This is a genomic window from Micromonospora sp. NPDC057141, from assembly GCF_042670805.1.
Lineage (GTDB): Bacteria > Actinomycetota > Actinomycetes > Mycobacteriales > Micromonosporaceae > Micromonospora.
This window is the reverse complement of record NZ_JBHUVA010000002.1, coordinates 90,148-116,658: the sequence shown is the minus strand read 5'-3', so window position 1 is coordinate 116,658 and position 26,511 is coordinate 90,148. Positions and strand designations below refer to the sequence as shown.

The 26,511-nt window shown below is 72.8% G+C and carries 22 protein-coding genes and 2 pseudogenes; 9 read left to right on the top strand and 15 right to left on the bottom strand.

All coding sequences use genetic code 11. From position 1 onward, the window contains the following. Positions 1-99: 99 nt before the first annotated feature. The 5 genes from ACFT41_RS02425 to ACFT41_RS02405 all read right to left on the bottom strand — a co-directional run bounded on the left by ACFT41_RS02425 (position 100) and on the right by ACFT41_RS02405 (position 3,651). Positions 100-1,257, bottom strand: a complete 1,158-nt coding sequence (locus ACFT41_RS02425; RefSeq protein WP_377581601.1) for a hypothetical protein — start codon at positions 1,255-1,257, stop codon at positions 100-102. Between the two features lie 200 nt (positions 1,258-1,457). Further along, complete coding sequence (locus ACFT41_RS02420; protein ID WP_377581598.1) at positions 1,458-1,712, bottom strand: DUF6457 domain-containing protein; 255 nt, start codon at positions 1,710-1,712, stop codon at positions 1,458-1,460. Beyond that, positions 1,709-2,308: a molybdenum cofactor guanylyltransferase gene (locus tag ACFT41_RS02415; RefSeq protein ID WP_377581596.1), complete on the bottom strand. Its 600-nt coding sequence runs from the start codon at positions 2,306-2,308 to the stop codon at positions 1,709-1,711. The genes ACFT41_RS02420 and ACFT41_RS02415 overlap by 4 nt, the downstream gene beginning before the upstream one ends. A gap of 92 nt (positions 2,309-2,400) precedes the next feature. Then, a complete protein-coding gene (locus ACFT41_RS02410; RefSeq protein ID WP_377581594.1) occupies positions 2,401-3,090 on the bottom strand; it encodes a hypothetical protein in 690 nt (229 codons plus the stop codon). Between the two features lie 54 nt (positions 3,091-3,144). Beyond that, a complete protein-coding gene (locus ACFT41_RS02405) occupies positions 3,145-3,651 on the bottom strand; it encodes a sigma-70 family RNA polymerase sigma factor (protein ID WP_377581591.1) in 507 nt (168 codons plus the stop codon). Positions 3,652-4,036: 385 nt separating this feature from the next. Between ACFT41_RS02405 and ACFT41_RS02400 the strand changes: the two genes are divergently transcribed. Together ACFT41_RS02400 and fdhD are read left to right on the top strand one after the other, a co-directional pair. Continuing rightward, positions 4,037-4,345 (top strand): hypothetical protein, encoded by a 309-nt coding sequence (locus ACFT41_RS02400; RefSeq protein WP_377581588.1) that lies wholly within the window; start codon positions 4,037-4,039, stop codon positions 4,343-4,345. Between the two features lie 184 nt (positions 4,346-4,529). Continuing rightward, on the top strand, positions 4,530-5,384 hold the full coding sequence (gene fdhD, locus ACFT41_RS02395; protein ID WP_377581586.1) for a formate dehydrogenase accessory sulfurtransferase FdhD: 855 nt from the start codon (positions 4,530-4,532) through the stop codon (positions 5,382-5,384). Between the two features lie 36 nt (positions 5,385-5,420). Here fdhD and ACFT41_RS02390 read toward each other — a convergent pair whose 3' ends face one another. Beyond that, positions 5,421-5,984 carry an NUDIX hydrolase gene (locus tag ACFT41_RS02390; RefSeq protein WP_377581583.1) on the bottom strand — a complete coding sequence of 188 codons (564 nt, stop codon included), beginning with the start codon at positions 5,982-5,984 and terminating at the stop codon, positions 5,421-5,423. A gap of 229 nt (positions 5,985-6,213) precedes the next feature. On the opposite strand from ACFT41_RS02390, the gene ACFT41_RS02385 reads away from it, so the two are divergent. Beyond that, positions 6,214-7,500 carry a helix-turn-helix domain-containing protein gene (locus ACFT41_RS02385; RefSeq protein WP_377581580.1) on the top strand — a complete coding sequence of 429 codons (1,287 nt, stop codon included), beginning with the start codon at positions 6,214-6,216 and terminating at the stop codon, positions 7,498-7,500. A 107-nt stretch (positions 7,501-7,607) separates the two neighbouring features. On the opposite strand, the gene ACFT41_RS02380 is transcribed toward ACFT41_RS02385, so the two are convergent. Together ACFT41_RS02380 and ACFT41_RS02375 are read right to left on the bottom strand one after the other, a co-directional pair. After that, a complete protein-coding gene (locus ACFT41_RS02380) occupies positions 7,608-9,107 on the bottom strand; it encodes a cellulose binding domain-containing protein (RefSeq protein ID WP_377581578.1) in 1,500 nt (499 codons plus the stop codon). 248 nt (positions 9,108-9,355) lie between these two features. Next, entirely contained in the window at positions 9,356-10,396 is a 1,041-nt protein-coding gene (locus ACFT41_RS02375) for a DUF4192 domain-containing protein (protein WP_377581575.1), read from the bottom strand. 152 nt (positions 10,397-10,548) lie between these two features. On the opposite strand from ACFT41_RS02375, the gene ACFT41_RS02370 reads away from it, so the two are divergent. The 6 genes and pseudogenes from ACFT41_RS02370 to ACFT41_RS02345 all read left to right on the top strand — a co-directional run bounded on the left by ACFT41_RS02370 (position 10,549) and on the right by ACFT41_RS02345 (position 17,367). Continuing rightward, on the top strand, positions 10,549-11,466 hold the full coding sequence (locus ACFT41_RS02370; protein WP_377581572.1) for a fructosamine kinase family protein: 918 nt from the start codon (positions 10,549-10,551) through the stop codon (positions 11,464-11,466). Then, positions 11,463-12,131 (top strand): annotated as a pseudogene (locus tag ACFT41_RS02365) (radical SAM protein); the annotation flags it as partial. The gene ACFT41_RS02370 and the pseudogene ACFT41_RS02365, both read left to right, overlap by 4 nt. Before the next feature lie 87 nt (positions 12,132-12,218). After that, positions 12,219-12,548 (top strand): annotated as a pseudogene (locus tag ACFT41_RS02360) (GTP 3',8-cyclase MoaA); the annotation flags it as partial. 3 nt (positions 12,549-12,551) lie between these two features. Next, positions 12,552-12,827 carry a MoaD/ThiS family protein gene (locus ACFT41_RS02355; protein WP_377581569.1) on the top strand — a complete coding sequence of 92 codons (276 nt, stop codon included), beginning with the start codon at positions 12,552-12,554 and terminating at the stop codon, positions 12,825-12,827. A gap of 9 nt (positions 12,828-12,836) precedes the next feature. Beyond that, the gene (locus ACFT41_RS02350) at positions 12,837-14,081 is read left to right on the top strand and encodes a metallophosphoesterase (protein ID WP_377581567.1); all 1,245 of its coding nucleotides are present in this window, start codon (positions 12,837-12,839) and stop codon (positions 14,079-14,081) included. A gap of 103 nt (positions 14,082-14,184) precedes the next feature. Further along, complete coding sequence (locus ACFT41_RS02345) at positions 14,185-17,367, top strand: UvrD-helicase domain-containing protein (protein ID WP_377581563.1); 3,183 nt, start codon at positions 14,185-14,187, stop codon at positions 17,365-17,367. Positions 17,368-17,490: 123 nt separating this feature from the next. Here the strand turns inward: ACFT41_RS02345 and ACFT41_RS02340 are convergent, their stop codons facing one another. The 7 genes from ACFT41_RS02340 to ACFT41_RS02310 form a co-directional block, all read right to left on the bottom strand. Further along, positions 17,491-18,789, bottom strand: coding sequence for an acyltransferase family protein (locus ACFT41_RS02340; protein ID WP_377581560.1), 1,299 nt, complete (start codon positions 18,787-18,789; stop codon positions 17,491-17,493). A 54-nt stretch (positions 18,790-18,843) separates the two neighbouring features. Next, the gene (locus ACFT41_RS02335) at positions 18,844-20,052 is read right to left on the bottom strand and encodes an MFS transporter (RefSeq protein ID WP_377581558.1); all 1,209 of its coding nucleotides are present in this window, start codon (positions 20,050-20,052) and stop codon (positions 18,844-18,846) included. Between the two features lie 61 nt (positions 20,053-20,113). After that, positions 20,114-20,857 (bottom strand): hypothetical protein, encoded by a 744-nt coding sequence (locus ACFT41_RS02330; protein ID WP_377581555.1) that lies wholly within the window; start codon positions 20,855-20,857, stop codon positions 20,114-20,116. A 97-nt stretch (positions 20,858-20,954) separates the two neighbouring features. Continuing rightward, a complete protein-coding gene (locus ACFT41_RS02325; RefSeq protein ID WP_377581552.1) occupies positions 20,955-22,196 on the bottom strand; it encodes an FG-GAP repeat domain-containing protein in 1,242 nt (413 codons plus the stop codon). 58 nt (positions 22,197-22,254) lie between these two features. Beyond that, positions 22,255-23,445: a non-hydrolyzing UDP-N-acetylglucosamine 2-epimerase gene (gene wecB, locus ACFT41_RS02320; RefSeq protein ID WP_377581549.1), complete on the bottom strand. Its 1,191-nt coding sequence runs from the start codon at positions 23,443-23,445 to the stop codon at positions 22,255-22,257. Between the two features lie 128 nt (positions 23,446-23,573). After that, the gene (locus tag ACFT41_RS02315; RefSeq protein ID WP_377581547.1) at positions 23,574-25,226 is read right to left on the bottom strand and encodes an FAD-binding oxidoreductase; all 1,653 of its coding nucleotides are present in this window, start codon (positions 25,224-25,226) and stop codon (positions 23,574-23,576) included. 349 nt (positions 25,227-25,575) lie between these two features. After that, entirely contained in the window at positions 25,576-26,328 is a 753-nt protein-coding gene (locus ACFT41_RS02310; RefSeq protein WP_377581544.1) for an SDR family NAD(P)-dependent oxidoreductase, read from the bottom strand. Positions 26,329-26,511: the final 183 nt, after the last annotated feature.

Genomic DNA, 26,511 nt, shown 5'->3' with positions numbered 1-26,511 from the left:
GGGGGGGGGGGGGGGGGCCCCCCGGCCCCGCCCCCCCCCCACCCGCCTCCGGGTCGCAGCGGCAGTCTCGCCGGCCGCCGTCGTCAGGCTCGCCGGCCGTCAGAGATACATGCCGGTACGATGCTCGCCCTGGTCCCGCAGGCCGGGCTTGTCGCCCTCGCCGAAGAAGCGCTTCCCGCCGAACTCGCCGTGCAGCCGGTCGTCCAGTTCGTCGGCGAGGCCGGTCATCACCTGCACGGCGAGCATCAGATGGGTGGCCTGGAAGTCGCGGCCGAAGACCGGAATGGACGCCCAGACCGTGTCGTCGGCGCAGTAGAGCCGCCCGATCGGCATCCGGTTGGTCAGCTCGGACAACTTCACGTAGAGCCGCTCGGTCGGCTCGACCTCCGTGAGCACCGGCGAGAAGACGTCGACCAGCGGCGGATTGTCGCGGACCCGCACGAAGACCATCGCCGACCCGGCCCGGATGTTGATGTCGCCGTCGGAGTCGACCTGCAACTTGTCGGAGTCGGACTTCAGCATGGCGGAGACCACGGTCCGCACCTGCTCGGCCAGGGCCAGCACGTCGGTGCTCGTCCCCTGCGCGGCGGCGGCCAGCGCCTCGTCCAGGTCCGCCTCGACGTCCTGGTCCGGGCCGAACTCGCTGCGCGCGGTGCCCAGCGGCGCCACCGGCACGGGCTCGCCCTCGGCGTCGTGCACCAGATAGACCAGGAACGCCGGGTGCGGGGCGCCGTAGACGTCCCGCAGGGTGCGGGAGAGCAGGGCGGCCAGCCGGGTCGCCTCGTCGGTGTCGCCGGTAAGGCCGAAGTGCCCGCCGGAGCCCTCCACCACCCCGGGCGGGGACCACCCCAGCGCCACCATGTCGGCGACGGCCGCCCGGTCCAGCCGGTAGCCCTGTGGGAGGGTCGCGTTGCCGACGGCCCGCGCGGAGAGCCGGCCGTCGTCCGCGAGGTCGATGCTGATGGAGTAGACGGCGTCGCCCGTGCCGGAGGCGGTGGGGTCGAGGGTCAGCTCGACGTGCGAGCCGGCGGGCAGCTCACGCAGCCGCTCGGCGAGGGCCCGGGCGAACTCGCGCCACGCCTCCGTCACCTTCGCCCGCAGGTCCGCCGTCGTCGGCTCGTCCAGCAGGATCGACTCGTGCTGATGCTCCGGCGGGCCGCCGGGTGCCGACGGGCCGCCGCGCTCCGACTGGCTGCCGCGCTCCGGGGGGCCGCCGGGCGGGTCCGAGGCCGGCGTCGAGGGGTGGCCTACCGTCATGATCGCCTCCGTCCGTTCCGGTCACCCTACCCAGGCCGCCCGGAGCCCGAATCAGGCCGGACCGGGATCGGACACCGATGTGCCGGCGCGGCCCTCACGCCGGGGCCCGGGTGCCGTCGCGGCCCTCAGGCCGGGGTGCCGTCGCGGCCCTCAGGCCGGGGTGCCGTCGCGGCCCTCAGGCCGGGGTGCCGTCGCGGCCCTCAGGCCGGGGGCCGGTCGCCCAGCTCGACCGGCCAACCGCCCGCCAACGCGCTGATCCGGTCGGCCGCCGCGATCGGGTCGGCCCCGCGTCCCACGGCCAACCCCAGCAGGTACGCGGAGACCGGCGCCCCCGGCCGCAGCACCTGGTGCGCGACGTCCCGGGCCAGGTCGAGCACGACCGGCACCGGCACCTCGGCGGGGTCGAGGCCCAACTCCGCGCAGGCCGCCGTGACCCAGTCCTCCAGCACCGTCATCGCGCCCACTCCTCCGCCCGGCGTACGTCCTCGTCAGTGTCGCAGTCGAACCAGGGCGGCGGGCCCATCCCGGACCAGGGCACGTCGCGCACCGTCAACCCGGCCAGCAGCGCCCGCACCGCCGCGCCGTCGAGCGAGCCGCCCCGGGCGGTGGCGAGCCGGTCGAGCGCGGCCCGCAGCGGCGCGACCCGCCACACCCCGCACAGCTGCTGCCGCCGGCCGTCGCCGTCGACGAGGCATGCCCCGTCCACGGCCGGGTCGGCGAGCTGGTCGCGCAGCAGGCGTACCGCCGCCCGGGTGAGCAGGGGCAGGTCGGCGGCGAGCAGCGCAACGGTCGTCGTGCCGGCGGACAACAGGCCCACCCCCGCCGCGACGGCGGCGACCGGCCCGCCTCCCGGCGGGTGCTCCCGGGTCGACCGGACGCCCGCCGGCACCGGGCCGGCCGGACCCACCACGATCCGGACGTCGGCGTCGGCGACGGCGTCGAGCACCCGGTCGCGCATCGGCCGGCCGCCGACCGGCAACCCGGGCTTGTCCACGCCGCCCATCCGGCGCGCGGCCCCGCCCGCCAGCACGACCGCCGCCCAGTCCCCCACGCGGTCACCGTACCGGTCGGCGGGGCCGAGGAGTCCGCCGCTCGACCCACGGCCCGGGTCCCGGCGAGGCGCTGTGCGCGGCCGATTGGTGATCAGCCGCCCACGATCTCCGCCTCGTCGGTGACGGTGACGCCCTCCGCGAACCGCACGATCTGGTCGTCGCCCAGGCCCAGCGCCCCGGGAACCTGCACCAGGACCTTCCGCCCCGAGGCGTCCGGGAAGATCAGCCACCGGATGTCCGACAGCTTGCCCTCCGCCTCCCACGGGAAGCCGAGCTGACCGGCCCTGCCGTTGACGTCGACCTGCGTCACGGGCGTCCCCTCGGGAAGCCGGGACAGGCTCTGCAGGGAAACCGAGATCTGGCCCTGGAGGCTGACGGCGCGCCCGGGAGCCGGCGGAGCCGTTTGCCAGCCGGGCGGTGCCACCACGAACATGCTCCTGTCGGACGAGACCACCTGCCAGCCCTCCGGCACGGTGCTCACCTCGAAGCCGACCGGCTGGGCACCGGTGTAGGCGACGAGTTGCAGCCGCATCGCCTGCGTCGCCGTCGGGACGGGCCCCTCTGCGGCCGTGGTCGTGGTCGTGGTGCCGCCGAGTTGCCCGGCACCCACCACAGCGACGGCGACGACGGCAGCGGCGCTGGACCACGCGAAACGCTGCCGCCGGCGGCGGGTCAGGGCCCGGTGTCCCCGGGCCACGTCCCCGGCGACGAGATCCGGGCTGGTCGGGTCGGGCGTGACGGCACTCGGCAGGGCCCGCAGGACGTCCATGACGTCTGGCATGTCGGTAACTCCTTCGATCAGTCGGATCAGGTTTCGGATCAAGTCGGGTGAGGGTCAGGCGAAGTCGTACGTATGTGCCGGGAGGAGCGCCCGCAGCCGCTCCAGCCCACGGGCGCTCTGGCTCTTGACGTTGCCCTCGCTGCACCGCATCGCATCGGCGGTCTCGGTGACGCTGAGCCCCTCGACGTACCGCAGCACCACCGCCGCCCGCATTCCCGTCGGCAGGGTGGCCAGCAACGCCAGGACCCTCGTCTCGTCGACGCCCGGGGCCTCGCCGACGACGACGTCGGGCAACTGCGCGTGCACCCGTTCACGCCGATGGAACAGGCTGCGGCGCTCGTCCGTCGCCGCGTTCACGACACACCGCCGCGCGTACGCGTACACGGTTTCCGGCCGCACCTTCGGCCAGGCCAGGTACAGCCGGGTCAGTGCCGTCTGCACCACGTCCTCGGCCTTGGCCAGGTCACCGGAGACCAACAGCGTCGCCACGCGAACCAATGCGGCGCGCCGGGCCGTCACGAACTCGGTGAACTCGCGATCCCGTTCGGAAGGCCGTTTCACAGGCCACCCACCTCTCCTCGTCCCCGCTTGCCACTCGGACACCCCTCCTACGGGACCGCCGCCGGATCCGTTGCATGCCGGGCGTGGATTCGCCGCCACCACCGCTCGTGTGCCGCAGCCCGTAGAACACCCGGTGCCATTCAGGCAGCCCTTCGGGAAGGGTTCGATGTCCGTCCGGGCAGGCATTGCCGGGCCTCCGCGCATCGCTCGCCGGGCCCACTGCGCACTTCTTCACGGACCTTCCATTCAGCGGCCGAATCCGGCACAACTGCGCAACGCCGAAGTTTCCGCAGCGTGCGCGTTGGATCGGGAACATGGGCGGCGCGGGCCCCGCCGGAACCGAAGGAGATCAGGGCGCTCGACGACAACCAAAATCGGGACGACCATGGCCCAGGCCGCCCCGTCCCGGCCGGTTCCCGACGGCGGCCCGGTGTCGCCCACAATCTCGTACTGCGACACCAGCCGCATTGCGGTCACCGCCACATCGGTGAACATCCGCGTCGCCCCGGAGGTCGACGCGCCGATCCTGACCCAGGGCCTGAATGGCTACCAGTACGACTGCGTCGGCTACACGCTGGGAGACCGCTGCACGGCATGCGGGGTGAGCAACGGGAACGGATGGCTCGTGATTCCGTTCGGGCGTCCCGTCAGCTACTACGGCTTCGCCGTGCAGGCCTGTTTCAGGGACGTCTGACAGCGCAGACTTCCGTGGCAGATTCGTACCCCGATCGCGCCCGACACCGCAGCGGCCCCCGGCCGCCCCGGGGCCGCCAGCTTCCCGGCCCCGAAGCACCGGCCTCCTCTCCGGGCGAGGCCGCTACCGGCGGCGGCCAGGGTCCGAGGCCTCGCCGAGGCGGCCGGTCGGGCAGGATGGCGGGATGGGACGGGCGACTGACCGGCGGAACGTGCTGCGGATCGACCTCGACGCGGTCGACCCGGCCCGCGTCGCGACCCGCCGGCCGGACAGCCTCTCCGTCGAGGAGCCGCTGGAGATCCGGGTCGGGCCGGGGGGACCGGGCCGGCGGCGGCCGTTGGCGGTGACCATGCGCACCCCCGGCGACGACCTGGACCTGGCGATCGGGTTCCTGCTCACCGAGGGACTCATCCGCGACGACGCGGACGTGCGCACCGCCCAGCTCTGCGCCGGCCCGGACACGCCGAACACGTACAACGTGGTCGACGTGGTGCTCGCCCCGGGCGTGCCCGAGCCGGCCACCGACCCGACCCGCAACTTCTACACCACCAGCTCCTGCGGGGTCTGCAGCAAGGCCAGCATCGACGCGGTCCGGACCCGCTCCCGGTACGCCGTCGCGGACGACCCGCTCACCGTGCCGGCCGAGCTGCTGGCCGAGCTGCCGGACCGGCTGCGCGCCGCCCAGCGCAACTTCGACCGCACCGGCGGCCTGCACGCGGCCGGGCTGTTCACCGGCGACGGGAAACTGGTGGTGCTGCGCGAGGACGTCGGCCGGCACAACGCCGTCGACAAGGTCGTCGGCTGGGCCGTCCGGCAGGGCCGCCTGCCGCTGGCCGGGCACCTGCTGCTGGTCTCCGGGCGGGCGAGCTTCGAGCTGACCCAGAAGGCGTGGATGGCCGGGGTGCCGCTGCTCGCGGCGGTCTCCGCCCCCAGCACCCTGGCCGGTGACCTGGCGGAGGAGGCCGGCATGACCCTGGTCGGCTTCCTCCGCGGCCAGACCATGAACGTCTACACGGGCGCCCACCGGATCGGCCGCTGAGCGAGCAACACATGTCACGAGGGCTTCCCTCGCGGGTCAGCCGTGCTGGTCGAGCAGCTCCTCGACGCGGGCGAGCAGCTCGCGCAGGTTCGGCTCGACGACGAGGGCATGTGCTTCGGGCAGGCTCAGCCAGCGCAGCGCGGCGGCCGGCTTCTCGGGTCTGGCCCGCTCGGGTTGCGCGGTGGCCAGCACGAACCGCAGATCGGCGTGCTCGTGGGCGGGCTCGGTGGGACCGGCCGGCACGGGCAGGATCACCACCTGCCTGAGCACACCGTCCGGCCAGCACACCAGGTCATCGAGGTTGGTCTCCTCCGTTCCCTCGCGCAGCACGACGTCGACCGGGTCGTGCTCGCCGGGGTCTCCGTGGCCACCGATCTGCAACCAGGACTGCATACGGACGTGCCAACGCAGCAACACGCGCCGCGTCGGCGGGTGGACGACCAACGCCGACGAGGTGACGTGGAGCGGCAGGTCGCGGGACCAGGGATCGCCGGCCGCCACGAGATCCAGGACCTGTCGCACGTCGGCGCTCTCGGCGGCGGTACGCGGCCGGTAGCCGGCGAGCAGTGCCGCGATGGGCGCCGGGGCGGTGTGGTGCATGTACGGCTCCTCCGATACCGGATGCAGAACAGGTGATCGTATCGAATCCGGCGTCCGGGCGGGGCGCACGGGACCGGCCGCCGACCCGGAAACAGCCCGTTACCCACCGGTTGCTATGGCGATGTTCACTCCACTGTGGATACCACCACGCCGTTGCGCCATGCCACGATCGACACACGCTCAGTGAGCGTAGACGTGTCAGCGGTTATGGGGGAACATGCGCGTCGGCATGCAACAACGGACCGGTTTCGGGCAGTGGCTCCGGGCGCTGCGGGACACCCGCGGCATGACCCAGGAGGAGCTGGCCGAGGTGTCCGGCTCCAGCGTCCGCACCATCCGGGAGATGGAACGCGGCCGGGTCCGCACACCCCAACGACGTACGGTCGCGCTGCTCGCCGACGCCCTCGGCCTGGCGGGCCCAGACCGCGACCGCTTCGTCGGGCTGGCGCGCGCCGGCCACCGCCCGCACTCCGGCCCTGTGGTCGCCGCGCCCCCGGTGGTCCCCTCGGAGCTGCCCGCCGCTGTACCGAACCTCGTCGGCCGGGAGGCCGAACTCGCCGTGCTGACCCGGCTGACCACCGGGGTCACCGACGGCAGCGCCACCACTGCCTCCGTCGTCGTGCTGCACGGCCCACCCGGCACCGGCAAGAGCAGCCTCGCCGTCACCGCCGGGCACCGCCTCGGCACCACGTTCGCCGACGGCCAACTCTTCCTCGACCTGCGCGGCACCGCACCCGCCGACGCCGTCGACCCGACCGAGGCGCTGGCCAGCCTGCTGCGCTCCCTCGGCCTGCCCGAGGAGGCGATCCCGGGCTCCCCGGAGCAGCGGGGCCGGCTGTTCCGCACCCTCACCCGGGACCGGCGGTTGCTGATCGTGGCGGACGGCGCCGACGACGAGGCACAGATACGCCCGCTACTGCCGGCCGGACGGCACTGCCTGACCCTGGTCACCAGCCGGCAACCGCTGACCGGGCTCACCGGCGCCGTCCGCGTCTCCGTCGGGCTGCTCGCCCCGGACGCCGCTCGGCGGCTGCTCGCCTCCATCGCCGGCGAGGACCGGCTGGCCGCCGACCCGACGGGAACAGCCGAACTGGTGGAGCTCTGCGGCCGACTGCCGCTGGCGATCCGGGTCGCCGGAAACCGGCTGGCCAGCCGGCCGGGGTGGCCCGTCACCCAACTCGTCGCCCAGCTCGCGGACCCACGCCGCCGGTTGACCGCGCTGACCACCGGGGACCTCGACGTCCGGGCCGCGTTCGACGTGTCGTACCGCCGGCTCGGCGCGACGGTCGCCGGGGTCTTCCGGTGGGCCTCCCTCGTGCCGGGGGCGGAGTTCGACGCCGGTCTGCTCGCCGCCGTCACCGGCGTCGACGTCGAGAGCGCGGCGGCAGCCGCCGAGGAGCTGGTCGACGCCGGCCTCCTGCTCCCCCAGGGCGACCGGTACGCCTTCCACGGCCTGACCCGCATCTACGCCCGCGAGCGCCTCGCGGTTGAAGGGGAAGGAAGGGCCCCTTGTTAACGCCTGGGGTAGAGAAGGGTCCCCTTCTCACCAACGTGTGAATGAAAGAGCGGTGGGTCCCACCGGGTGCCCGCCCGGTGGGACCCACCCGTGGTGGGAAGCTGGGGTCAGGAACAGGTGGCGCCGTTCAGGGTGAACGGGGCCGGGTTGGTGGCGGACCCGTCGGCGGTGAAACCGAAGCTCACCGAGCCACCGGACGGGATCGTCGCGTTGTGGTTCTCGTTGGTGACCGTGACGGTCGCGCCGCTCTGCTGGAAGACGCCGTTCCAGTGCCCCTGCACGATCTGGCTCCCGCCGAACGTCCAGCCGACGGTCCAGCCGGTGACCTGCGGGCCGTCGTTGTAGACGGTGACGGCCGCCTCGTAGCCGGTACCCCAGGAGTTGACGACGGCGAAGGACACCCGGCAGGTGGTGGCCGTCCCGGTCACCGGCACGATGTCGCCGAAGTCGTCCCGGGCGGTGGCGAAGTCCTGGAACCCGAACCCGGGCCCCGCCGAGCGGGTCGTGGTGCCGGCGGCCAGGACGGTGCCGTTGGCGTTGACCGCATACACCGGGCCGCCGCTGTCACCGCTGCGGGCCGACTCGTCACCGTCGAGCTGGGTGGCCTCGACCAGGTCCTCCTGGTCGGTGTAGTGGAACTGCACCTCCAGGTTGCAGACCGGGACGCCGATCTCCCAGGCCGACGTCGCCCCGGACTGGCAGAGGAGCTGGCCGGGGAACACCTCGGTCCAGCCGACCACCCGGGCCTTCACCTCGTCGTTCGAGCCGCCGACGTAGAGCCAGCCGCCGGCCGACGGGGTGCCGATCAGCATCGTGTCGTGGTCGGTGTTCTTGTGGGTCTGCAGGCCGATCGGCTCGCCCTGACCGTCGCTCCACTGCGACCCCACCGAGCCGCAGTGCCCGGCGCTGAGCAGGTGGTTGGTGTCGGTAGCCACCTCGCGTACGCCGAAGCCGACAGTGCAGCCGGCGCCGGAGTCGCTCCAGATCCGGGCCCCGCCGTTCCACGGCGCCGAGTCGTCCTCGCGGGACCGGGGGGCCAGGCGGTCGCGCTCCACGACGGTGGTGCGCACCCCGGTCGCCGGCAGCTTCGGCAGTGCCGCGTCGGCGTCGTCGACGGCGATCTCAAGGCCCGAACCGTCGGTACGCAGCCGCACATCGTGCGCCGCGTCGCGCGCGTCGCCGTCCACCACGGGCGCGATCCGCGCGGCGGCGGCGGCCAGCTCGGTCTTGGCGTACGTCGCCTTGGCGACCTCGACCGGCGCGATCCGGCGGGCGACGGCGACGGCCGAGGCGACGTCGGCCGGGAGGCTGCCCTTCCACCAGAGCGTGACGTGGCCGCCGACCAGCCCGATGCCGGCGTACCCGTGCGAGGGGCCGCGCTCGACGGCGGCCCGCAGCCCGGTCGCCGCGTCGACCAGCGGCACCTGCGCGACCATCCGGTCCCGGGTGCCGCCCGGGATCAGGTCGAGGATCGTGGCGTCGCCCGCCCGGGGGGCGGGGGCAGCCTGCGCGTGGGCCGGGACCGCCGCCGGGCCGGCCAGCGCCGTGGCACCGGCGAGGACCCCTGCGGCGAGAACGCGGGAGGTCACCTTCCAGGTTCGTCTCATGACCGAGAGTCAACCCATGGATGTACGCCCGGACCAGGCAGGAATCCCGGCAGGAGCCTCCTGCCGCCCGTCCTGCCGGCCGCCCGTCGGGGCTTCCATGATCGTCTGTCGCTTTCGGACACTCCCGTCGGCGGGATCGAGCCTGACCGCCCGGAGCGGGCGGGCCCCGGCGAACCCCACCCACATGAAGGCGCCCCCACCCATAGATCGGGCCGGCAAACACGCCCAGCGAGCCGACCACGTTCGCCTCAGGGATCCCGGCGGCGGCGGCGCCGCCGAAGCACCCCCGGCGGGCGTTTCGCCGGCCACCCGTCGAGTTGCGACGGTGGCACCCCACGGCGCAGCAGGTCGTCGAGGAGCAGGCCGAGCGAGTAGTCCGGATGCGCCTCCAGCACCCGTTCCAGCGCCACCGCCGCCAGCGCCCCCTGCCCCGCCCGCCAGCAGGCGAAGGCGAGCAGCGAGCCCGGGGCGGCGATCAGGTCCCGCTCGGCGCGGCGCAGGACGTCCGTCCAGAGGGCGATGTCCCCGTCCCGCCCGTCGGTGCGTTCCCAGGCGTGGTCGCGGACGGGCAGGTGAAGCAGCAGCAGGGTCAGCCAGGCCACTTCGTCGTCGGTGAGCCGCTCGCCCCGGCGGCTGTGGCGCTGGGCGGCGCGGACCGCGTCGACGCCGGCCCGACGCAGCGCCCGCCCGCCGAGCAGGTCGGCCTCGGGTGCTGCGGTGATCAGGGCGTCCAGCTTGCGCTCGGCGCGGTCGACCGCGTGGCGCATCGCCACCCGCGCCGGGCCGCCGAACGGGGCCACCTGCGCGGTCAGGGCCGCCCGGTCGGGCAGCGCCACCTGGCCGGCGAAGACGGCCGCCGCGCTGACCTCGCTGATGCCGGTGTCGTACGGGGTGCCCTCGGGCGGGCAGCAGGCCGGCTCGTCACACAGGTACGACCAGTAGCGGCCGTCGGTGACCCGCAGCGCGTCGAGCACGGCCAGCCCTGCCGCGGCCAGCGATTCGCGTACCGCGTCGACGGCGGGGGTGACCCCCGAGGCGTCACCGTAGCCGAGCACCGTGGCGGACTCGGCCTCCTGCCGGGCGATCACGCCGGCCAGGTGGACGGCCGGGTCCAGCGGGTCGTCGCCGGGGCCGGGCAGGTCCGCGCGGGCGGCGAAGACGATTCGCCGGCCCCGCAGGGCGACCACGACCACGCTGTCGGCGGGGTGGAAGCCGAGCAGGTAGGGCACGGCGGCGATGAGGTCGGCGGGGGAGCGGACGGTGAGCCGGGCGGGATCGGTGCGGGTCATGCAGGCAGCCTGGGCCGAGCAAGGGCACCCCAGGAGACCCTGTGGACGACACGCCGAGTTGTCCACATTACTGACAGTATTCGAGCAGGTCAGCGCAGTTCATAAACGGCCCGAGAGCAACGGCCGGGCGGCGCAGCGGCTACCTTGCGCACATGGACCTGGCGTACCTGCGGGCGCATCCGGAGCACCTCCCCACCTTCCTCACCCACCAGCGGATCCGGGAGACGCCGGTGGCCGGGGGGGACGTCTGCGCGGCGTCCCGGTTGACCCTGGACGACGGGCACTCGGTCTTCGCGAAGACGTGGCCCGAGGAACGGGCCGGGCAGCCGGTGCCGGAGGGCTTCTTCGCGGCAGAGGCGGCCGGGTTGCGCTGGCTGCGGGAGGCCGGCGCGGTGGCCGTACCGCAGGTGGTGGTGGCGCTGCCGGAGCTGCTGGCGCTCGACTGGGTGGAGCCCGGCGAGCCGACGCCGGAGGCCGCCGAGCGGTTCGGCCGCGAGCTGGCCGCGCTGCACCGCGCCGGGGCCCCCGCGTTCGGCGCGGAGTGGGCCGGCTTCGTCGGCGCGCTCCCCCAGGACAACACGCCCGACGACGGTCCCTGGTCGCCGTGGTTCGCGCGCCGACGGCTGCTGCCGTACCTGCGGATGTCGGTCGATTCTGGCGCGCTCACCGCCACCGAGACCGGCCTGGTCGAGCAGGTCGTCGAGCGGGTCGTCGAGTTCGGCGGCGACGAGCCGCCGGCCCGGGTGCACGGCGACCTGTGGCCGGGCAACGTGCTCTGGGGTGCCGACGACCGGGCCTGGCTGGTCGATCCGGCCGCACACGGCGGCCATCGGGAGACCGACCTGGCCCAGCTGGCACTCTTCGGCGGCCCGCCGCACCACGAGCGGATCATGGCGGCCTACCGGGAGGCGTGGCCGCTGGCCGACGGGTGGCGCGAGCGGGTGCCGCTGCACCAGCTGCACCTGCTGCTGGTGCACACCGCTCTGTTCGGCGCGGCGTACCGCGATGCGGTCGGTGCCACCGCCCGGGACACCCTGCGCGGGGTCGGGCGCGCTACCGTCGAGCGGTGACCGCCGCGCGAGGGACCGACGGCGTCCTCGTCGACCGGTACGGCCGGGTCGCCCGGGACCTGCGCGTCTCGCTGACCGACAAGTGCAACCTGCGCTGCACCTACTGCATGCCGGCCGAGGGGCTGCCCTGGCTGGCGGGCCCACAGCTGCTGGGCGACGACGAGATCATCCGGCTGGTCCGGGTGGCGGTGGAGCGGCTCGGGGTGACCGAGGTGCGGTTCACCGGCGGGGAGCCGCTGATCCGCCCCGGCGTCGTCGGCATCGTCGCGGCGGTGGCCGGGCTGGAGCCCCGGCCCCGGATCTCGCTGACCACGAACGGGCTCGGGCTGGACCGGCTGGCGCCGGCGCTGCGGGCCGCCGGCCTGGACCGGGTGAACGTGTCGCTGGACACCCTCGACGCCGGGCGGTTCGCCCGGCTGACCCGCCGCGACCGGCTCGCCGACGTGCTCGCCGGGCTGGCGGGGGCCGCTGCGGCCGGGCTGACCCCGGTGAAGATCAACAGTGTGCTGATGCGGGGCGTCAACGACGACGAGGCCCCCGCGCTGCTCCGCTTCGCCCTGGCCCACGGCTACGAGCTGCGGTTCATCGAGCAGATGCCGCTGGACGCCCAGCACGGCTGGGACCGCGCCGCGATGGTCACCGCCGACGAGATCCTCGCCAGCCTCCGTCCCGGAGCCGACCCGCGTCCCGGAGCCGACCTCCGTAACGGAGCCGACCCGCGCACCGGAGCCGACCCGCGCACCGGATTCGACCTGACCCCCGACCCCGCCGAGCGGGGCACTGCCCCCGCCGAGACCTGGCTGGTCGACGGCGGTCCCGCCCGGGTCGGCGTGATCGGCAGCGTCACCCGGCCCTTCTGCGGCGACTGCGACCGCACCCGGCTCACCGCCGACGGGCAGGTCCGGGCGTGCCTCTTCGCCACCGAGGAGTCGGACCTGCGCGGCGCGCTGCGGGCCGGGGCGGACGACGACGAGCTGGCCCGGCGGTGGCGTACGGCGATGTGGGGCAAGCGGGCCGGGCACGGCATCGACGACCCGACGTTCCTCCAGCCGGCCCGGCCGATGTCCGCGATCGGCGGGTGACCGGTGCGCCACTACGCTGCCGAAACCCCGGCCGGCCGGCTCACCATCCGCTACTTCGCCGGGGCGCGGGCCGCCGCCGGCACGGCCGAGGAGACCGCATCCGCCGGCTGCGGCCTGGACGAACTCACCGACGAACTGACGCGACGGCACGGCGAACGCCTCGCCGCCGTGCTGAGGGTGGCGAGTTTCCTGGTCGACGGCGTGACCTGTCACGATCGCCGGACACCGCTGCCGGCAGGGGCGACGATCGACGTGCTGCCGCCGTTCGCGGGCGGCTGAGGAGGCTCGGTGTTGGCGGTTGTGGCTCTGGTGGGTTTCGTGCTGATCGTGATCGGCCTCATCCACCTCTACCTGTGGATGCGCCTGGTCGCGGGCACCACCTCGTCGCGGCGGCTGCGCCGGGCCGGCGCGGTCGCGGCGGCGCTGCTCACGCTGCTCGTGCCCGCCACGATGGCCGGCACCCAGAACGGCCTGTACTGGCTGGCCTGGCCGGGATACGTGTGGCTGGCCCTGATGTTCTACCTGCTGGTCGCGCTGGTCGTGCTGGAGGTGCCGCTGCTGGTCGCCCGGCGGGTGCTGCGCCGCCGGACGGTCGCGGCCGAGCCGGCCGCCGCCGCGCCCGAGCCGGTGCTCGTCGGGGCGTCCGGTGCCGCCGACCCGCCGGCCGCCGAGGCCGTCGACCAGCCCGACCACGACCCGTCCCGCCGGCTGCTGCTGGCCCGCGGGGCGGCGATCTTCGCGGGCCTCACGGCCGCGGGCACCGTCGGGTACGGGGTACGCAACGCCCTCGGCCCGCCCCGGCTGGACCGGGTGCAGATCCCGCTGGCGAAGCTCCCGCGCGGCATGGACGGCCTGCGCATCGCCACCGTCTCCGACATCCACCTCGGCCCGCTGCGTGGCCGCGCGCACACCGAGCGGATCGTCGCGATGATCAACCGGTTGGACGCCGACCTCGTCGCGATCGTCGGCGACCTGGTCGACGGGTCGGTCGCCGAGCTGGGCGAGGCGGCGGCCCCGCTGGGCGACCTGAGCTCCCGGTACGGCAGCTTCTTCGTCACCGGCAACCACGAGTACTACTCCGGCGTGGAGGAGTGGGTGCGGGAGGTGGACCGGATCGGCCTGCGGGTGCTCCAGAACGTCCGGCAGGAGATCCGCACCCCGGCCGGGGTGCTGGACCTCGCCGGCGTGAACGACGTGAGCGCCGCCGGGACCGGGCTGGCCGCCCCCGCCGACTACGCCGCCGCGCTCGGCGACCGGGACCCGAGCCGGCCGGTGGTGCTGCTGGCCCACCAGCCGGTGGCCGCCGTCGAGGCCGCGAAGTTCGGCGTGGACCTGCAACTGTCCGGGCACACCCACGGCGGTCAGATGGTGCCGTTCGACCTGGCCGTCCGGCTCCAGCAGCCGGTCGTCTCCGGGCTCGGCGAGGTCGACGGCACGAAGGTGTACGTCACCAACGGCGCCGGCTTCTGGGGGCCGCCCGTGCGGGTGGGTGCCAACCCTCAGGTCACCCTTGTGGAGCTGCGCACCCCCTGATGGGCTTAGCGCGCCCTCGCCCCGGTGTCCAGACAAGGATTGCTCAGGTCACGCGTACGCGTGGCGGCAGGCGGGCCTCGGGGCGGGCGTGACAGGATGCGGCGTGCTCCCGTTCAGCGCCGTACCTCCGGCCGGCCCCTCGCCGTTCGTCGCGGACCTGCACATCCACTCGAAGTACTCGCGCGCGTGCAGCCGCGACCTGACCATGCCGAACCTCGCCTGGTGGGCCCGACGCAAGGGCATCGGCGTGCTCGGCACCGGCGACTTCACCCACCCCGCCTGGTACGACCACCTGCGCGAGACGCTGCACCCGGCCGAGCCGGGCCTTTACCGGCTCTCCCCGGAGGCGGAGCGGGACGTCGCCCGCCGGCTGCCGCCCCGGCTGGCCAGCGAGGCGGAGGCGGACCCGGTCCGGTTCATGCTCAGCGTGGAGATCTCCACGATCTACAAGCGGGACGACCGCACCCGCAAGGTGCACCACCTGGTCTACCTGCCCGACCTGGACGCGGTGGAACGGTTCAACACCACGCTCGGGCGGATCGGCAACATCGCCTCCGACGGCCGGCCGATCCTCGGCCTCGACTCCCGCGACCTGCTGGAGATCACCCTGGAGGCCAGCCCGGACGGCTACCTGGTGCCCGCGCACATCTGGACGCCGTGGTTCTCGGCGCTGGGCTCGAAGTCCGGCTTCGACGCGATCGCCGACTGCTACGCCGACCTGGCCGAGCACATCTTCGCGGTGGAGACCGGGCTGTCGTCGGACCCGGCGATGAACTGGCGGGTCGGCAGCCTCGACCGCTACCAGCTGGTGTCCAACTCGGACGCTCACTCGCCGCCCGCCCTGGCCCGCGAGGCGACGGTGCTGGCCACGGGCCGCGACTACTTCGCGATCCGCGAGGCGTTGCGCACCGGCGACGGGCTCGCCGGCACCATCGAGTTCTTCCCCGAGGAGGGCAAGTACCACGCCGACGGGCACCGGCTCTGCGGCGTCAACTGGTCACCGGAGCGGACCCGGGCGGCCGGCGGGCGCTGCCCCGAGTGCGGCAAGCCGCTCACCGTCGGGGTGCTCAGCCGCGTCGAGGAGCTGGCCGACCGGCCCGAGGGTCACCGGCCGGCCCACGCCCGGGGCGTCACCCACCTGGTGCCGCTGGCCGAGATCCTCGGCGAGCTGAACCACGTGGGCCCGAAGTCCAAGAAGGTCGAGGGGAAGCTCAACGACCTGGTGGCCGCGCTCGGCCCGGAGCTGGAGATCCTGACCCGCGCCCCGCTCGACGAGATCGGCCGGGTCGGCGGGGAACTGCTCGCCGAGGGGATCGGCCGGCTGCGCCGGGGCGACGTGCGCCGGGTGCCCGGCTACGACGGCGAGTACGGGGTGATCACCCTCTTCGACCCGGCCGAGCTGGGCGCGAAGGGGACGGGGGCGCAGGCGGAGACGCTGTTCGACGTACCCGTGCCGGCGCAGCGACCGGCTGCGGAGCCGGCGGCGAAGGCGAAGCGCCCGGCCGCGGCGAAGGCCGAGCCGAAGCGGAAGCCCGCCCCGCCGCCCCCGATCCCACCGCAGCCCTCCCCGCACGAGCCGTTCGAGCCGATGCTCGCCGGCATGGAGGAGGTCGGCACCGGGCTGCTGGACCGGCTGGACGCGATGCAGCGGGTGGCCGCGTCCGCGCCGGGCGGGCCGCTGCTGATCGTCGCCGGCCCGGGCACCGGCAAGACCCGGACGCTGACCCACCGGATCGCCTACCTCTGCGCCGAGCTGAACGTGTTCCCGGAGCGCTGTCTCGCGATCACCTTCACCCGGCGGGCCGCCGAGGAGCTGCGGCACCGCCTCGACGGGCTGCTCGGGCCCGTGGCCGAGGACGTCACCGTCGGCACGTTCCACTCGCTGGGCCTGACCATCCTGCGGGAGAACGCGGGCGCCGCCGGGCTACCGGCCGGCTTCCGCATCGCCGACGACGCCGACCGGGCGGCGGCGAAGGTGGCGGCGGGCGAGGACCAGGCGGCCTACCTCGCGCTGCTGCGCAAGCGGGACCTGGTCGACCTGGACGACCTGCTCACCCTGCCGGTCGAGCTGCTGCGCGCGGACAAGAAGCTGATGCAACGCTACCGGGACCGCTGGCAGTGGATCTTCGTGGACGAGTACCAGGACGTCGACGCCGTCCAGTACGAGCTGCTGCGGCTGCTCAGCCCCGCCGACGGCAACCTGTGCGCGATCGGCGACCCGGACCAGGCGATCTACTCGTTCCGGGGCGCGGACGTCGGCTACTTCCTGCGCTTCTCGCAGGACTTCACCGACGCCCGGCTGGTGCGGCTCAACCGCAACTACCGCTCGTCCGCGCCGATCCTCGCCGCCGCCGTGCAGGCCATCGCACCGTCGTCGCTGGTCCGGGGCCGCCGGCTCGACCCGGCCCGGCTCGACCCGGAGGCCCCGCTGGTCGGCCGGTACGCCGCCGCGTCCGTCGCCGACGAGGCCGACTTCGTCGTACGCACCGTCGACGACCTGGTCGGCGGCCTGTCCCACCGGTCGCTGGACTCGGGGCGCATCGACGGCCGGTCCACCAGCCTGTCGTTCTCCGACATCGCCGTGCTGTACCGCACCGACGCGCAGGCCGCCCCCATCGTGGACGCCCTGGCCCGCGCCAACGTGCCGGTGCAGAAGCGCTCGCACGACCGGTTGCGTGACCGGCCCGGGGTGACCGCGATCGCCCGCGAACTGCGGCACGCCGACAGCCTCGGCGGCGGCCTGCCGGCCCGGGTGCGCCTCGCCGGGCAGGTGGTCGCCGACCGGTTCGCCGCCCCCACCCTCGACGGCTCCGGCGCGGTACGCCCCGAGGAGGTCCGCGCCGCCGTGGACCTGCTCACCCCGCTGGCCCGCCGCTGCGGCGACGACCTGGAGCTGTTCCTGTCCCAGCTCGCCACCGGCGCGGAGGTCGACGCCCTCGACCCGCGCGCCGAGGCGGTCACCCTGCTCACCCTGCACGCCGCGAAGGGGCTGGAGTTCCCCGTCGTCTTCCTCGTCGGCTGCGAGGACGGCCTGCTCCCGCTGCGCTGGCCCGGCTCCACGCCCGACGAGGACGCGATCGCCGAGGAGCGGCGGCTGTTCTTCGTCGGCCTCACCCGCGCCCAGGACCGGCTCTACGTCAGCCACGCGGCGCGGCGTAGCCGGCACGGGTCGGAGCGGGACTGCCGGCCGACGCCGTTCCTCGACGTGATCGACCCGGGGCTGTTCGAGCGCCTGGGCGAGGCGGAGCCACGCCGCCCCAAGGACCGCCAGCTCCGCCTGCTGTGAAAGGAAGGGCCCCCTGCTAACGCCTGAGGTAGAGAAGGATCCCCTTCTCTACCTACAGACCGGGGACTCGGTCGGCGGGCCCAACTCCGCCGGGCCGCGGGTCGGGGCCCGCCGACCGAGTCGTCAGGTGGTGGGGTCGTGCCGAACCCCGGATGGAACCGGTTCACCGGAGGATCCGCCGGGGGCGACCGGGGCCGGCGCGGGGACCACCAGGGCCGCTTCGCCGAGCGGTGCCCCGCCGGCGGGCCCCGGCCGAACCGGCGGGGTGGTCGACGCGGCCGGTCGGCGCGGCCTGCTCCACCGCCGCATGACGGGATGCTCGATGCGGGAGTAGAGCAGCCAGCCCCCGATCAGCGTGGCGACGAAGAACCCGAGCGTGACCAGTAGCGCCATCGGGGTGCCGAAGCCGTCCGGGGCACCGATGAGCTGCCGGCCGTAGAAGATCACGACGCCCTGGCAGAGGTAGAAGCCGAAGGATATCTCGCCGAGCCACTGCATCCGCGGAGTGGAGAGGACGGTCGGCCGGCCTGCGGCATCCGCCGCCGCGGCGGCGCAGATCAGGGCGGCGACCGGGATGATGGTGGCGACGTTGAAGCCATACAGGAACGGCACGAACAGCGCGACGACGTAGCCGACCACGGAGAGCCCGGCGGCCTGACCGATGCTGATCGGCAGCCACCGTCCCGAGATCACGATGCGGGCGAGCACGATCCCCAGCACGAACTCGAAGAGCCGCGACGGCGGGAAGATGTAGCCGAACCAGAACTGCTGCACCGACACCGGCGTGATCGGCGAGCGCGGCTCGTCCGGGATGATGAACTGGGTCACCAACTGCACGGCCACCATGCCGGCCACCATGACTCCGGCCCAGAACCAGAGCCGGCTCTGCCTGATCCGCTGCACCGGGCGCAGCAGGAACGGGAAGAGTACGTAGAAGAGCAGCTCGCAGCAGAGCGTCCAGCTCGGTGGGTTGACCCCGACGTATGTCTCGGGCTGCGGGAAGAACGAGTGCAGCAGGAAGATGTTCGGCAGCCACGACCTCGGCTCGGTGATCGCCGCCGCGAAGAGGACCATCGCCAGCACCCACATGACCAGGTGGTTCGGGAAGATCTTCAACATCCGACGGCGCCAGAACGACATCAGCGAGTCGCTCGGCTTCGACGACCAGGTCAGCACGAAGCCGCTGAGCACGAAGAAGAAGGACACCCCGAGGTAGCCGGCCTTGCTGAACAGCCACGCCGAGTTGGCCGCCAACGAGTCGTCGGCGAAAAGGTTGATCGGGTCGTTGGGCGGGATCGGGGAGTCCGAGAGCGTGATGTGGAAGCAGAAGACCAGCATCGCGGCGATGAACCGCAGCCCGGTCAGGGAGGGGAGCCGGGTGCTGGGCCCGGCGCCCGCTCTGGCGGGCAGCTTCGTTTCCATCAGGGGTGACGACCTTTCGGCAGGAGGGGTGTCAGGGGTGAGTCGCCCGGCGGGTCAGCGCTGGGCGGGCAAGGTGAGGGGACGCGCCTTCCCGGTTCCCGCCCCCGCGGCGGGCACCGGCGTCCGCCGGGCGAGCAGCACCGCCACCGCCGCGACGGCGATGCTGGCGGCGGTCAGGCCCGCACCGACCAGGTTGGGCGCGGTCAATCCGTACCCGGCGTCGATCGCCGCCCCACCGAGGTACGCACCGATCGCGTTGCCGAGGTTGAAGGCGGCGATGTTGAGCGCGGAGGTCAACGTGCTGTCCCTGCCCGCCTGCTGGATCGCCCGCATCTGCAGGCCGGGAACCGTGGCGAAGCCGGCCGTGCCGAGCAGGAACAGGGTCACCGCGGCGGGCAGCCGGTGGTGGGAGGTGACCGTGAAGACGGCCAGCACCGCCGTGAGCAGGGCAAGCACGACGAACAGGGTCGGCATGAGCGCCCGGTCGGCGGCCCGGCCCCCCAGGTAGTTGCCCAGGCAGAGGCCGATGCCGAAGAGCACCAGCAGCCAGGTGACACTGCTCGGCGCGAAGCCGGCCACCTCGGTCATCATCGGTGCCACATAGGTGAACGAGGCGAAGAGGCCGCCGAACCCGAGCGCGGTCATGGCCAGGGCCAACCAGACCTGCGGGCGGCGGAACGGCGCCAACTGGGCGCGTACTCCGGTGTCGCCCTCGGGCTGCCGGTCCGGCACCAGGAGCAACAGGGCGACCAGCCCGACCACGCCGAGGAGCACCACCGCCCAGAACGTGGCACGCCAGCCGAACCGCTGGCCCAGGGCGGTGCCCATCGGCACCCCGAGCACGTTGGCCAGGGTGAGCCCGCCGAACATCAGGGCGATCGCGCGGGCCCGCAGCGCCGATGGGACCAGGCTGGCGGCGGCCACCGAGCCGAGCCCGAAGAACGCCCCGTGGCAGAGCGAGGCGACGATCCGGCCGGTCATCAACAGCCCGTAGGTCGGTGCCAGCGCCGAGAGCGCATTGCCGATGACGAAGATCGCCATCAGCCCGACCAGGGCGTGCTTGCGACGCAACCGGGCAGCGCCGACGGTCAGCACCGGGGCGCCCACCACGACGCCCAGGGCGTAGCCGGAGATGAGCAGGCCGGCGGTGGGAATCGAGACGTGAAAGTCGCCGGCCACCTCGGGCAGGAGCCCCATGATGACGAACTCGGTGGTACCGATTCCGAACGCGCTGACGGCCAGGGCCAGCAGGGCGGGAGGCATACGATCACGGCCTTTCCGGTTGCCGCCGTCGCGGGATCGAGGCGGGAGGAGGATGCGTACGTCAGTCCGCCAGGTGGTATTCGGCCACCAGCCAGACGCAGTCGGTGTCGGCCCGGTACTGGTGCCACGGGTAGCGGAAGACCGGGTCCGTGCCGAACGCGCAGAACGGCACCGGGGTGGCGTAACCGGGGCTCATCAGCACGTCCTCGTAGAGCGAGCCGTGCTCCTCCCGGCGGAACTTCTGCATCCGCCCGAACCCCGCCACCTGCGCGTGGGTCTCGATGAAGTCGTGCCGGTCGTGCAGCCCGCAGTCGGTGCCGGCCGGGGAGAACCACAGGTTGACCCGGACGCGGAATCGCCGGAGCCGGTCACCCCTGCCCTCGCCGAGCATGGCGGCCGGGTCGAAGACGACCACGCCGCCGTCGTCCACCGGGGATCGCCAGAGTTGCGTCGCACGGGGGAAGGAGGGGGGTGGGGCGCCGGCCGGCGCCCGCTCGGCGAGGACGTCGGCGAAGTGCGCCCAGCCGGGCTCGCGGGTGATGCCGGCGATCTCCGTCGACTCGTCGACCCGCAGCAGCACCACCGACCCGGCCTGCTCCAGCCGGGAGTCCACCACCGTGGTCGCGGAGAAGGCCGGGATCACCGCGCGCGGGTCCTCGGCCAGGTAGGCCGGAGTGGCGTCGAGGTTGACCACGATCGTTCGGCCCTCGACCGGGAATTCCTTGGCGTGCTCGACGAGGCTCGCCCGCACGTGCCGTCCGGAGAAGCCGAGCGGTCGCTCCTGGTTGTGACGATCGGCTGCCATGACCAGCTCCAATCAGTGAAGGGGCGCCGGGCGGGCAGGGACGCGCCCGCCCGCCCGGCGGAATCTCTGTGAGGGGTGGTTCGAGGGCTGTGCCGCGCTAGGAGGCGGTCCTGCCGCGCTGGTTGCGGTAGACCATCAGCTTCGCGTCCCTGGCCTCGTAGTAGTGCGGGACCTTGTACGCGATGGTGGCGAAGTCGAGGGTGCCGTCGCCGTTGAAGTCGCCGGTGACCACCCGGGCGGCGGACTCCTCGCCGACCTTCCACTTCGCGAAGACCCCGTTGGCCAGGTCGATCGCCTTGTAGTAGTAGACGCCCTGCCAGGGTGCCGGGCCGCGCAGCCCGATCAGGAACTCGTCGTCGCCGTCGCCGTCGAAGTCCGCGCAGAGCACGGAGTGCCCCGTACCCTCGCCGTTCTCGTTCGGCTCGCCGAAGATGTCGAGCAGCACCCGCTTCCAACCACCGTCGGCCGGGTCGCGGTGGTACACCGCGACCGTGTTTCCGTGGTACGGCTCGATCGCCGCGACGTAGGCCATCGGGTCGGCGCCGACCCGGCCGCTGTCGACGTCACCGCTGCCCCTGAACCCGGTCTGCTCGAACCGGGTCCGTTCGCCGGTGCCGATCAGCTCGGTCCGCCACTGCCCGGCGTCGGCGTCGTACCAGAGCCAGGTGACGCCCTCGTCGGAGGCGAGCAGGACCGAGTCGAGGTCGGAGCCGGGGATCAGGCCCGGCTTGCGGGCCACTCCGTGGATCATCCGGAAGCTGGTGTCGTCGATGACCGTCATCGGCCATTCCTTGGCGTCGCGGACGTCGTCGGGCTCGGTGAAGAGCACCACCGGGAGCAGCCCGTGCACTCCCTCCATCGCCACCACGGGCAGCCCGATGATCTCCCACCGCTCGGTCTGGGTGAAGTGGCCGATCCGCAGTCGGTGCATGCCGACGGTGTTACCGACGTAGTGCCGCACCCAGCGGTCCGCCGAGGTGGCGTCGCCGGGGTGCTCCAGCCAGTCGATCTTGCCGCCCTCGGCGTTCGGGTGGTGGATGGTGCCGCCGGGGCCGTACAGCTCGTACGAGACGACCAGGTCCGGACGACCGTTGCCGGTGATGTCGGCGAACGCTCCGCCGACTGGCATGTGAATCTTGTTGACCGCCAGCCGGCGGGTCCAGTCCGGGTTGTGGTACCAGGAGATCTCGCCGAGGGTCAGACCGAAACCGATCAGGTCGGGCCGGCCGTCCCCGTCGATGTCGGGGGCCTCCAACCAGTAGCCGTCACGAAGCTGGTCGGCGACGACCTCGGGGATGAACCGCGGTGCGGGATAGCTGGGGGTGGCCTCCAGGGCCATGGCGTACTCCCTTCTGACAGTGCGGGAACAGGGCTCGAACGGGATCATGGGGACGCCCTCAGGCGGCGACGAGGCGCGCCGGGAGCGGCGTACGCGGGATCGTCCGGATGCCCGGGACGAACGGCGGCACGCTCGGGCCCATGTCGAAGAACTGGCACATCCCGGCGAGCACCCGCTCGGTCGCCCTGCCGTCTCCGTACGGGTTGACGGCAGTGGCCATCTCCGCGTACGCGACGTCGTCGAGGAGGATCCGCTGCACCTCGGCCGCGATCCGGGCCCGGGTACGGCCGACCAGCCGGGCCGTGCCGGCGGCTACCGCCTCCGGCCGCTCGGTGAGGTCGCGCAGCACCAGGGTGGGCTTGCCCAACGCCGGCCCCTCCTCCTCCGCGCCACTGGAGTCGGAGAGGATGATGTCGCTGCGCTGCATCAGCCGACAGAACTGGAGATACGGCAGCGGGTCGACGATCGTGATTCTCGGGTGACCGGAGAGCAGCGGCATCAGGACGTCCCGCACGGCCGGGTTGCGGTGCATCGGCACCACCACCCGCACGGCGCCCATGTCGGCGATGTCGAGCAGCGCCCGGCCGATCTCCGGCATCGGGGCCCCGTGCGACTCCCGGCGGTGCGCCGAGGCGAGGACCACCCGGTCGGAACCGGCCTCGAGCTCCCGCAGCGCGGGCTCGGTGAACTCCACCTGCTGCCGAACGCCCCACTGCAGGGCGTCGATGACCGTGTTGCCGGTGACCACGATCCGGGTCACGTCGGCGCCCTCCCGGATCAGGTTCGCCGCGTTCCCCGGGGTGGGTGCCAGGTGCAGGGCGGCGATCTGACCGACCAGGCGGCGGTTCGCCTCCTCGGGGAACGGGGAGTGCACGTTCCCGCTGCGCAGCCCGGCCTCGACGTGGATGACCGGCAGTTGGTGCTGGAATCCGGCCACGGCGCCGGCCAGCGTGGTGGCCGTGTCGCCGTGCACCATGACGGCGTCGACGTCCAGCGAGCCGAGGTGCTCGCCGAGGCCCTGGATGACCCGGTAGGTCACCTCGGAGAGGGTCTGTCGGGTGGCCATGATGCCCAGGTCGATGCAGGGCTCGATGTCGAAGGCCCGCAGGGTCTCGTCGAGCATCTGACGGTGCTGCCCGGTGGACACGACCACCGGGCGGAAGCGGCTGTCCTCACGCATCGTCCGGATGATCGGGGCGACCTTGATCGCCTCAGGTCGGGTGCCGATAATGACCGCAATTGATCTCACCTTGGTGCTCCAATTCTCGCAGTCGGCGCGCAGGGCCGGTGGGGACGCTGGAAACACGGGCTGAGCTGGTTGGGCTGCCACGACGGGTCCGTCGGCGCCCCGGGAACGCGTCCCGGGGCACGCACGTGTCAGGGACGGATGGACAGCGCGTGGCGGAACTGGTCACGCGGGTCGTAGCGGCGCTTGACCCGCTGCAACCGGGGGTAGTTCGTGCCGTAGTAGAGGGTCTCCCAGGACACTCCGGACCGGTTGTACGCAGAGTTGGCGACGTCGTTGTCCGGGTAGTTGATGTAGCAGCCGTCGTACTCCCGGCCGGGAACCGGCACGCCGCCGGTGGTGGCAAAGAACTCCTCGTAGACGGCTCGCGCCCAGCCGACGTAGAAGGAGTCCTCCTTGGCGTCCTCCCAGAAGGTCTGGAAGCACATCTTGAAGATCGAGTCCCGCTGTACGTTCGCCGTCGCGTCGCGGGAGATCCCGTTGACCTGGCCGCCGAAGGAGAAGAGCACCAGCATGGTGTCCGGGTTGTGGAAGTTGTCGCCGGTCATGTGCTTGTAGAGCGTGGCCACCTGAGCGTCGCTGAAGTTCTGACGCATGTAGGCCGACTTGTGCACCCCCCGCGAGGTGGGGTTGGTGATGGTCGGGTTGTTGGTGCCGACCAGTCGGGTCGCCTGGATCCAGGGCAGCCGGCGCGGCTCGATCAGGTGCGGCATGGCGGGGAGTTCGCCGGTGGGCTTGCTCGCCGCCTGCGGGGTGATGTCGACCCCGTCGAGGATCGCGGCCAGGTAGTCGTCGAGGATCTGCTGTGCGCCGGGCACGGTCGCGTCCACCTGGGTGAACATCCCCATGCTGCCGTGCGCCTTGTGGCTGACGTTGAACAGGCTGCTCAGCGCGCAGGTCGGAGAGTCCGGGCGACTGTGCTCCGCGTGCCACGCGCCGAAGTTCTTCAGCAGTCGGGCGAACCGCTTCTCGGTCAACTGCTCCCAGGGGAAGGCCAACGCGCTCACCAGCACCTCCGACGGCGGTGCGACGAGTTGGTCGGCCGGCTCCGTGCCCCGCGCGTCCGGCGAACGGAACCAGAACCGGGTGATCAGCCCGAAGTTGCCGCCACCGCCGCCGGTGTGCGCCCACCACAGGTCGTGGTGCGGGTCGGACTTCTCCCGGGTGGCAACCACGGCGCGGGCCCGGCCGCGCTCGTCGACGACGACCACCTCGACGGCGTAGAGGTGGTCACTGACCAGTCCGTGCCGCCGGGACAACAGCCCGTACCCGCCGCCGGAGATGTGGCCGCCGGCCCCGACGCTGTAGCAGATGCCGCCGGGGAGGGTGACGTTCCAACCCTTGAAGAGCTCCTCGTAGATGTTCATCAGCCGGGCACCCGGCTGTACCGAGAAGGCTCGGCGCCCCGGGTCATAGGAGATGTCGGTCATCTCCGAGAGGTCCAGAATGACCTCGACATCCGGGTTGCACACGAAGTCCGAGAAGCAGTGTCCGCCGCTGCGGACCGAGAGCCGCTTGCCCGCGCGCACCGCCTCCTGCACGGCCGCGACGGCGTCCTGCGTCGACCGGATCATCTTGACGTAGTCCGGCCGGGCGACGAAACGCTGGTTGTTGCCGGTCACCAGCGCGACGTAGCGCGGGTCCGCCGCAGTGATCACGTCGCCGACTGCCGCCGGCGCGGCTGCCCCGGCAGTCCTGGGCAGGGCGGTCCCGGCACCGATCGCCGCCGCGCCCGCGGCCAGCGCGGTACCGGCCAGAAGCTTCCGCCGATCGATCTGTGTCATAGCTGCCAACTCCATTCAGGGGTGGATTGTTCGGCTGATTGGACAGCCGGAACATGTGAGGTTGAGCAGATGGTCCGGTTTTCGCAGAAAAGGTGACTGTCGAGCATTCCGGCCCGCCACCGCGCGAAATTGTCTTGCCGAACATCGCTTAGCGCCAAAGAATAGACGCATGTAAATTTTGTGGTTGCCGTGCAACTTCTGTCAACCTCTCGGCGCGACGCATCCAGTGTGACGCACATCATAGTATTTTTAATACGTTGGCCATTAGATCAACGACCCCACCCGCAGGCACAAGAATTGCCGGCAGGCCCGGGGCCTACCGGCAATAATGTATTCCGCAGCAAATTGGTCAGATTTGGCGCAATGCTCCACCATCGATGGCCCACTCCGCGCCCGTGACCTGACTCGCAAGTGGGGACAGCAGGTAGGCGACCACCCTCGCGACGTCGTCGGCGGTGCCGAGCCGCCCGCTGGGCAGACGCCGCACCTCCTGGACGAAGTGGGTCACGGCCTCCTCCACCGGCAGGCCGAACCGTGCCGCAAGCTGGTCGGCGAAGCCACCCGGGGCGTCCCACAGCCGGGTCCTCGTCGGGCCCGGGGCAACGATGTTCGACCGGATCCCCCGTGGACCGAACTCGACCGCCAGGGACTTGGACACCGAGAGCAGCGCGGTCTTGGCGGCAGCGTAGTCGGCCAACGCCGCGTCCGGGAACCGCGCCGCCTCGCTGGTGACGTGCACCAGGCTGCCCTCGCCCTGGTCGAGCAACGTCGGCAGGGCCACCCGGGTCAGCCGGACCGCGGCGTGGAAGTTCAGGTCGAAGGTCCACTGCCACTGCTTGTCGTCGATGTCCAGGAAGCCCTCCCGGGACTCCAGGCCGCCGGCGTTGTTCACCAGGCCGTGCAGCCGGCCGTGCCGGGCCAGCACCTCCGCCACGATCCGCTCGGCCGAATCGGGATCGGTGATGTCCGCGCCGATCCCGCTCACTCGCGGGCCGGCGCTCACGACGTCGATCTCCCGGCGGGCCACCCCCACCACGAACGCCCCCTCGGCGGCCAGAACGCGCACGATGGCGGCACCGATACCGGCGGAAGCCCCGGTCACCAGGTAAACCCTGTCCGCTACCTGTAAATCCATTTCATGATCCGTCTCTGTTCGGGACGGCGGTCGGGTGGAAGGAAGGCCCGGGCCGCGCATACGGGAAAGGACCCCGTTCATCGGTGCGGAGAATGCGCGACCGTGGGCGGGGCCGTCAGCCAATGAGAGATGCAATTTGCACGCCGGCAG